Source organism: Kitasatospora sp. NPDC050543 (genome assembly GCF_044457565.1).
In the GTDB taxonomy this organism is placed as follows: domain Bacteria; phylum Actinomycetota; class Actinomycetes; order Streptomycetales; family Streptomycetaceae; genus Kitasatospora.
Genome location: NZ_JBITGZ010000074.1, coordinates 1 through 7,911, shown reverse-complemented (window position 1 = coordinate 7,911; position 7,911 = coordinate 1). Strand labels below are relative to the sequence as shown.

The window sequence follows — 7,911 nt, the reverse complement described above, 5'->3', positions numbered from 1 at the left end:
CCCCCAACCCCACCCCACCACCAACTACGCAACCCCGTACTCCCCCACCCCCTGTGAGCACCCTCACCCAACCACCACCCCAAATGTCCGAAATGACCCCCACGGAGAACGCCTCACGGGCCCCTCGGCCGGCCTTCGGGCCGCCTTCCGATGGCCATCCGGTGGCCCGGGGCCGGCCGGGTGCCCCTCACCGCCGGTTCACCCGGCGGGGTAGTGAGGCCTGCAACAGCAGGAAGCCGGGCAAGGGCGAGGGCGGGCAGAGGCGGGCAGGGACGGGCGGCCGGCCATCCGTGCGGCGTCGCCGCCGGCACCCCTCCACCGGCGGCGACCAAGGGGAGACGACCATGTACGTGCACGGGCAGGACGGATCCGAGGAACGGCACCGCCTGGACCGCCGGAAGCTGCTCCAGGCGGGGATCGCGACGGGCGCCGCGACGGCACTGACACTGACCGGCGCCGCAGCACCGGCCGCCGCCGCATTACCGGCGGCAGGCCCACCGCGCGGCCAGGCCCCGGCGGACACCACCACCGTGATCACCGGCCATCTGGACCCCGGCGCCCCCGACTTCGTCCACCTGCCGGTCGAGGTGCCGGAAGGGGTGCGTGAGATCGCCGTCTCCTACTCCTACGACCGCCCACCCGTCCCGCCCGGCACACCGGGCAACTCCTGTGACATCGGAGTCTTCGACCAGCGCGGCACCGAGCTCGGCGGCCCCGGCTTCCGCGGGTGGTCCGGCGGATTCCGCACCGCCTTCACCATCAGCCGGTCCCGGGCGACCCCCGGCTACCTGCCCGGGCCGGTGGATCCGGGCACCTGGCACCTGGTGCTCGGCCCGTACCAGGTGGCGCCGCAGGGGATGGACTACCGGGTCGAGATCACCCTGCGATTCGGCGCGCCGGGCCCGGTGTTCGCCCCCTCCTTCCCGCCGGAGCGCGCCCGCGGGCGCGGGCGCGCCTGGTACCGCGGCGACTGCCACCTGCACACCGTGCACTCGGACGGCCGCCGGCTGCCGGCCGAGGTCGCAGCCGGCGCGCGAGCGGCCGGGCTGGACTTCATCGTCACGACGGACCACAACACCTCCTCCTCGCACGGTGACTGGGGCCCACTCGCCGGACCTGACCTGCTGATCCTGCCGGGCGAGGAGATCACCACCCGCAACGGCCACTGGCTGGCGCTGGGCCTGACGCCCGGCGCGTGGGTGGACTGGCGCTACCGCTCCCGCGACGGGGCGCACCCGCGCTTCGCCCGCCAGGTACGGCGCGATGGCGGCCTCGTGGTGCCCGCGCACCCCTACTGTCCGTACATCGGGTGCCAGTGGAAGTTCGGCTACGAGGACGCGGACGCCGTCGAGGTGTGGAACGGCCCGTGGACCTACGACGACGAGTCCGCTGTCGACACCTGGGACGCCCAGCTGGCCGCGGACCTCCGGCGGGGCCGCCGCTGGCTGCCGGCCGTCGGCAACAGCGACGCGCACAGCGTCCCCCAGGTGATCGGCTCGCCGCACAACGTCGTCCTCGCCGAGGACCTGACCCGCGACGACGTCCTGGAGGGGATCCGTACCGGGCGCAGCTGGATCGCCGAATCGGCCGGGATACAGCTCGACTTCACCGCCACCGGTGACGGCCGGCAGGCGGGCATCGGCCGGCGGCTCAGCGTGCCGGCGGACGCGCCGGTGGACATCCGGCTGACGGTCTCCGGCGTGCCGGGCGGCACCGTCCGACTGATCACCGACCAGGGCCAGCTCCACCAGGAGAGCCTGCCCGCCTCCGGCTCCGGGACCGTCGTCTGGCGGACCACGGCCTCCCTCGCCTGCTACGTCCGCGCCGAGGTCCGCCATCCGCGGCCCGACGGCGCCCCCGGTACCGGCAACAGCATGGGCGCCGCCCTCCCCTGGGGCCCGATGGCCGCCCTCACCAACCCCGTCCTGCTCCGGATCGCCGACAACGAGGACCAGGCGGACGAACAGGAGTGACGAGGCCGCTCGCGCGACGGGGGTGGGAGTGTGCCGCACATCCGCGCCGCACGCTCCCACCCCCGTCGCCCGCCTCCGCACGCGTCAGCGGTACAGGGCCGCACCCACCTGCTCGGCGCCGGCGAGGCCGCCGGTCACCTCGACCGTGAGCGGGAGCGGCGTCTCGCCGGCCGCGAAGCCGGCCCTGACGAACTGCCAGGTGATGCCGTCGACCATGCCGAGGCCGAGCGGGGCGAGTTTGGCGAAGGCGGGCTTGCTGATGTCGATGTGCTTGGAGTCGCAGGAGGGACACTTGTCCCGCACCGGGACGGTGATGCTCCTCCCCTTGTACGTCACCTTGACGGAGATGCCCCTGCACAGCGGGTCCCGGTTGGGGTTCGCGGACGTCCACCAGGTGTGCGAGACGGCGACCAGCAACTGCGACGACGCGTTGATCCGGGTGCCGCAGGCCCCGAAACCGGCATCGTCGTAGTACGTCATCTTGCCGGTCATCGGCTTGTTGACGGGTATCGCCGCGGCGGCGGTCCCAGCGCCCAGGACGGTCAGCGCGGCGGCGGCCAACGGCAGGCCGGCCCAGATTCTCAGGTTCTTGACGACTCGCAAATCCCCTCCAGGTCGGGTGGAAGTGCGACGGCGGATGTCGACGGCCGGCCAGCCCACCGGGCCGCCGCCGTGCGCCAACCACCGCCCGGGGCAGTGCAGTTCGAGGCACTACAAAGGAGGGCCGGTGAAGTTCGGATACCTCCGGCCCTTCCGCCCCGGGTATGGACGCTAGGCCGACCCCACGCCCATGGTCTATGCCATTGATGAATTGTCATGGACATTGGCCGAGTATCAGCGGCCCCCGGAGACAGGCAGGCCGAAACAGCGCACCCCGGGCGCAGTCGGCGAGGTGGCGCTCCCGCCGATACGCCGCATCCCCGCGCACGTCGCTCGCGGCCCGCGTGCGGCGCCGGGCTTCCGCTGTCCGGCCGGGCTGTCACTGGACCACGGAGACCACGGAGACCACGGAGGCCACGGGGCGCACCCGGGCCGCGAGCCGCCGGCCAATCCCGCGCCACACCCGCCGAGCCGCACCACGCGCTTCGGGCCCGGCCGGTACGTCTGCGGGGGTCACCGGGCGACGGGGTCGGCCCAGGCCACGCCGGCCTCGGGGGCCTGCACGGCCCGCGAGGCACTGACCTTCGGGCGGTGGGGAGGTGGAGACCCAGGGAGCCCCCGCCGCGGCGCAGGTGCGCCCGGTGGCCTCTCCACGGGCCGCCGGGCGCACCTGACATCCTGCCGCCGCCCATCGCATCCAGGCGTCCGGGCGCGTCGTGCACGTTCGGCCCGGAGCCGACTCGGGCGGCCCGCTCAAGGGCTGATCAGCGGTCGATCTCCAGGCTGTGGCAGGTCCAGCTGAATCGATCCGGCCCGTCCGCGGGCGGGCGCGGGTGATAGGTCCCGTCGGCGACCGAGAGATTGACGATCAGGTAGGCGTGCCAGCCCGTGCCGACACCCCGCCCGTCGGAGTACACCGGAGCGCCGTTGGCGTACCAGTTGACCGAGCGCGAGCCGAAGACCGTCCGCAGGTCGACCGTCGCACCGGGCGCGACGCCGACGCCGGCGCCGTGCCAGTAGCTGTAGCCGCCCCGGACGTGATTGGAGACCTCCAACAGGTCGCGGTTGTCGGGGTGGTACTCGAACACGTCTATCTCGTTGCCGCCGTCGCGCCAGGTCCAGATCGCGGGCCAGGCACCCAGCGCGGTGGGGAGGGTGACCCGGGCCCGCAGTACGTCGTCGGCCTGCAGCTGAAAGCCGTCCGGACTGCCCTCCGTGGTGAGCAGGTTGCAGTTCCAGTACTCCCCGCCCGGCCGGCGGGCGGCCGCGAAGACACCGCCAGGGCAGTACGCGTCGCTGAGGTAGTCGAGCTTGTGGTCGCCCCTGTTGGTCGGCCCCATCTGGGGGTAGGCGCTGGAGCGGCCCGCCACCCACTGTCGGGTCGAGGTGAAGTCCGCCCTGAAGACCGTCGTCATCGTCGCCTCCCACTGCCACCGTCGGCGCGGACCACCTCCACAGCCACCCAGAGTGACATACCCGACACGTACTGTGATATGCGAACCGGAGGCCTCGGGTCCGCGTGGAACGGCCGCACAGGTCGCACCGGCTGTGCGACATCCCGCGAGTTCGCCGAACCTCCGCTGTGCACTTGACCCTGTGGCCAGGGGGTTCTTCCATCGTCGGGGCTCGACTGCCCACTGACGCAACTCGGTTCAATGAGTTGTGGCGCTCAACGCTGCCGCCTACCGGACAGGGGCACGCTGCCCAACGCGCCGTGGAACCACCCGCCCGGGGACGCCAGGACATGACACGGTCTGCCCTGTGCGCTCCTCCTCCTGGCTTGGGAGGCACGGCATCCGCAGGCGTGGACCGCCGTCGCCGTCGCCAGAAGGATCAAGGAACGCGATTCAGCGATTGCCGCCCGCCGCGGCGGCCGGCCGCTGACGGCCCGACGCGCCGCGCGAGTCGGCCGGACGGCGCCCGGCGCCCTCTACCGTGGCAGCCATGACTGATCGTCGGAGCGGGCACGCGGAGCGCACCACCCGCACCGGGTACCTGTGGGCCGCCGTCGCGTTCGCCGTCTGCATGGCCGGGACGACCCTGCCCACCCCGCTCTACGGCCTCTACCAGGACGAGCTCGGCTTCTCCGAGCTGATCGTGACGGTGGTGTTCGCCGTCTACGCCTTCGGTGTCATCGGCGTCCTGCTGTTCGTGGGCAACGTCTCCGACAGCGTCGGCCGCCGCCCGGTCCTGCTGTGCGGGCTCACCCTCGCCGCACTCAGCGCGCTGTGCTTCCTGTTCGAGGGCGGGCTCCCCCTGCTCTACGCCGGCCGGCTGCTGTCGGGCCTGTCGGCCGGGCTGTTCACGGGCGCCGCCACCGCCTTCGTCCTGGAGCTCGCCCCGCCGGGCGGGCACAGCCGGGCGGCCTTCGCCGCGACGGCGGCCAACATGGGCGGCCTGGGCTGCGGGCCGCTGCTGGCCGGACTGCTGGCCGAGTACGCGCCGAGGCCGCTCGCCCTCCCCTTCCTCGCGCATCTCGCCCTGGTGGCCGGCGCCTTCGTGGTGATCCTGCTGCTCCCGGAGACCGTCCATGACCCGCGGCCGCTCAGGGCAGCTCGTCCGCAGCGGCCCAGCCTGCCGCCCGAAGTCCGCCCGGTCTTCCTGCCGGCCGGGCTCGCCGCCTTCGTCGGCTTCTCCCTGCTCGGGGCGTTCACCTCGGTCACGCCGGCCTTCCTGGCCCGGAGCCTGGACGTCCACAACCACGCCGCGGTCGGGCTGATCGTCTCCTCGGCGTTCCTGGCCTCGACCCTCGGCCAGCTGCTGGCAGGGCGACTGGGCGAGGCCAGGTCGCTGCCGCTCGGCTGCCTGATCCTGATCGCCGGCCTGGCTCTGCTGGCGGGCGCACTGGCCTGGGAGGCCCTCACGCTGCTGGTTCCGAGCGCCGTGGTCGGCGGCTTCGGCCAGGGGCTCGCGCTCCGGGGCGCCGTGGGTGCCGTCGCGGGCGCAGCCCCCGAGGAGCACCGGGCCGGAGCCATCTCCGCCCTGTTCGTGGTCGCCTACACCGGCATCTCGATCCCGGTCATCGGCGTCGGCGTGCTCACCGAGTCCGTCGGCCTCCAGGACGCCGGGCTCCTGCTGATCTGCTGCATGGCGCCGCTCGCAGCCTTCGCCGGCCTCTACCTGCTCCGCCGCCCGGCCACCGCGCTCTGAGCAGACCGGCGCAGGGCCACCGTCATCGCCGACCTGGTTCCCTTACCCCGCAGGGCTGCTGACGGACCATCGGGTGCGCCACCCTCGAACCGCGTGATCATCTGGCTGAACGGCGCCTTCGGAGCGGGCAGGACGACCGGCTCGCGGGAGCTGGTACCCCCGGTGCCACGACCAAGGATCTTCGATTCCGAGCACGTGGGCTTCATGCTGCGCCATGAGCTCGACTCCGTGCCCGTCGACGACTTCCAGGACTGGCGTCCCCGGCGAGCCCTGGCGGTGGGCCCGCCGCGCGGGAACCTGCCGCTAAGGGCGGGCGTCGGCCGCCCCGCGCCGGACGGAAGAGGGGCGTAGCGGTCGCTGGTGCGCGCCGGTCACGAACATCCGGACCTCGCCCCGGTCGCTGATCTCCGCGCAGAAGATGCCGGTCCGATCACGGTAGAGCGGGTGGCCGCCCGGGCCTAGGCCCGGCTCCCGCTGGACCAGTACCAGGTCCGGCACGGCCGGCCCGTTTGCCGCGGAGGAAGTGTCGAAGGCCAGCTCGTAGCAGTCGTGGTGCATGGGTACTCCAATGAGGCACGGGCCCCGGGGCCGGGGGTGACGGGCTCCGCGTGCCCCCGATCCCGCACTTCATGCCCGTTTTCCGCCGGGCGTGGCCGGAGCATCTCGCGGGCGTGCGGCAGCCGCGCAGGGGACTGCGCAGGAGGGCGTACGCGACGAGGGCGTACGGGAGGAGAGGAATCATCCACCGATCAGCGGCTCACGGGGGCCGCATTGGCAGCCGGGCCGTGATATCGCCGGCCGTACGGGCGCCGCCTTGCCCGCGCGAAGAACTCCGCCGTGTCCAGCCCGCCGCCGTATGGGCCCCTGTCCGGCCACTGAGCGAGAGCGGGCTGGGACACAGCCAACCCGATTGAGGTCCCCCTCACCATTCCCACTTTCGCCGCCGATATGCGCACCCTGGCTGCTCTTCTTGCTCGCGTCCGCTCACTCGGGGTTCGGGCACCGGTGTCGGGCGCGATCGGCCGGGGCGGCCCCGCCGGCGAGCCGGGGCGGCTTGTGGTCGGGGCCGGTCGCCACCGACCCGACGCGCCCATGGCGCGGGCGCGGCGCCGTGACTCAGGCCGCGTCCAGGAAGTCGCCAACGATCTTGACGAACTCCTCGGGCTGCTCGAAGACGACGACGTGGCCGGCGTCGAGCTCACGGTAATCGCTGCCGGCGATGCCCGCGTGCAGCTGTCGCGCATTCTCCACCGGGATGGTGGCGTCCTGCGCGCAGCCGATCACCAGGGTCCGGGCCGTGACCTTCGGCAGCAGGTCACGGATGTCCAGGCGCAGGTTCAGGTCGATCTGCCGCAGCGTGCCGACGGTGGGCTGCATGAAGGTGGCGTTGAACTCGACGGCCTCACGGCCGATCCGGTTGAGGAAGCCGCGGCTGAAGGCGGTCAGGGTCGCGTACCGGCCGAACGCCTCCGGGCTGTCGGCGATGGAGCGCCAGACGGTCATCATGTTGCGCAGGTACTCGTCGCCCGGGTCGGTCCAGCCGGCGGTGGCGACCAGGCTGCGCACGAGGTCGGGCCGCCGGGCCGCCGCGGCGGTGGCCACGGCCGCACCCAACGAGAAGCCGACCAGCTGCACCGGGCCGAGGCCCGCGTCCTCGATCACGGCGCCCACCTGTGCGGCGAGCGCGTCGATGGCCAGCTCACCCCCGTCGTCCTCGGCCTGCTCGCTGCCGGACAGTTCGGGGAGGATCACGGAGTAGCGGTCGGAGAAGTGGTCGATCAGGTGGTCCCACATGGCCGACCCGGGCCCGGTGCCGTGCACCAGCAGCAGTGCGGGGCCCTTGCCGAGGACTCGGTAGGGGATGCGGGCGGTTCCGACGGTCACGATGGGCATGGTGAAGCTCCTTATGGATCAGGTGATTTGACGATCGGTCAGGTCGGCGAGGGCGTCTTGTCCAGGCACCCCGCCATGCCGATGTGAGTAAACTACACCGTGCAGGGTAGTACTTCAACTGAACCGTGTAGTTCACTCGCTGATGTGGGTCGCGGAACGCCGGCGGGGGGGGGGGCCCCCGCCCCCCCCCCCCCCCCCCCCCCCCCCGGGCGCCCCGCCCCCCCCCCCGGCCGCCCCGCGGGGGGGGGGGGGGCCCCCGCGGGGGCGGAGTGAGGCCGGCCCGCCGGGGGGCGCG

6 protein-coding genes and 1 pseudogene are annotated in these 7,911 nt (G+C 73.1%); 3 read left to right on the top strand and 4 right to left on the bottom strand.

The window, feature by feature from the left end; genetic code table 11:
• Positions 1-344 precede the first annotated feature (344 nt).
• Positions 345-1,973 carry a CehA/McbA family metallohydrolase gene (locus tag ACIBH3_RS35590; RefSeq protein WP_396316266.1) on the top strand — a complete coding sequence of 543 codons (1,629 nt, stop codon included), beginning with the start codon at positions 345-347 and terminating at the stop codon, positions 1,971-1,973.
• Positions 1,974-2,057: 84 nt separating this feature from the next.
• On the opposite strand, the gene ACIBH3_RS35585 is transcribed toward ACIBH3_RS35590, so the two are convergent.
• Positions 2,058-2,576: a cysteine/serine endopeptidase inhibitor gene (locus ACIBH3_RS35585; protein WP_396316265.1), complete on the bottom strand. Its 519-nt coding sequence runs from the start codon at positions 2,574-2,576 to the stop codon at positions 2,058-2,060.
• A 439-nt stretch (positions 2,577-3,015) separates the two neighbouring features.
• Here ACIBH3_RS35585 and ACIBH3_RS35580 point away from each other — a divergent pair.
• Positions 3,016-3,147: pseudogene (locus tag ACIBH3_RS35580) on the top strand (amine oxidase); the annotation flags it as partial.
• Positions 3,148-3,337: 190 nt separating this feature from the next.
• Here the strand turns inward: ACIBH3_RS35580 and ACIBH3_RS35575 are convergent.
• Positions 3,338-3,988, bottom strand: a complete 651-nt coding sequence (locus ACIBH3_RS35575; protein ID WP_396316264.1) for a beta-glucanase — start codon at positions 3,986-3,988, stop codon at positions 3,338-3,340.
• Between the two features lie 529 nt (positions 3,989-4,517).
• Between ACIBH3_RS35575 and ACIBH3_RS35570 the strand changes: the two genes are divergently transcribed.
• Positions 4,518-5,723: an MFS transporter gene (locus ACIBH3_RS35570; protein ID WP_396316263.1), complete on the top strand. Its 1,206-nt coding sequence runs from the start codon at positions 4,518-4,520 to the stop codon at positions 5,721-5,723.
• 303 nt (positions 5,724-6,026) lie between these two features.
• On the opposite strand, the gene ACIBH3_RS35565 is transcribed toward ACIBH3_RS35570, so the two are convergent.
• Together ACIBH3_RS35565 and ACIBH3_RS35560 are read right to left on the bottom strand one after the other, a co-directional pair.
• The gene (locus ACIBH3_RS35565) at positions 6,027-6,281 is read right to left on the bottom strand and encodes a DUF6296 family protein (protein ID WP_396316262.1); all 255 of its coding nucleotides are present in this window, start codon (positions 6,279-6,281) and stop codon (positions 6,027-6,029) included.
• Positions 6,282-6,839: 558 nt separating this feature from the next.
• A complete protein-coding gene (locus ACIBH3_RS35560; RefSeq protein ID WP_396316261.1) occupies positions 6,840-7,616 on the bottom strand; it encodes an alpha/beta fold hydrolase in 777 nt (258 codons plus the stop codon).
• Positions 7,617-7,911 lie beyond the last annotated feature (295 nt).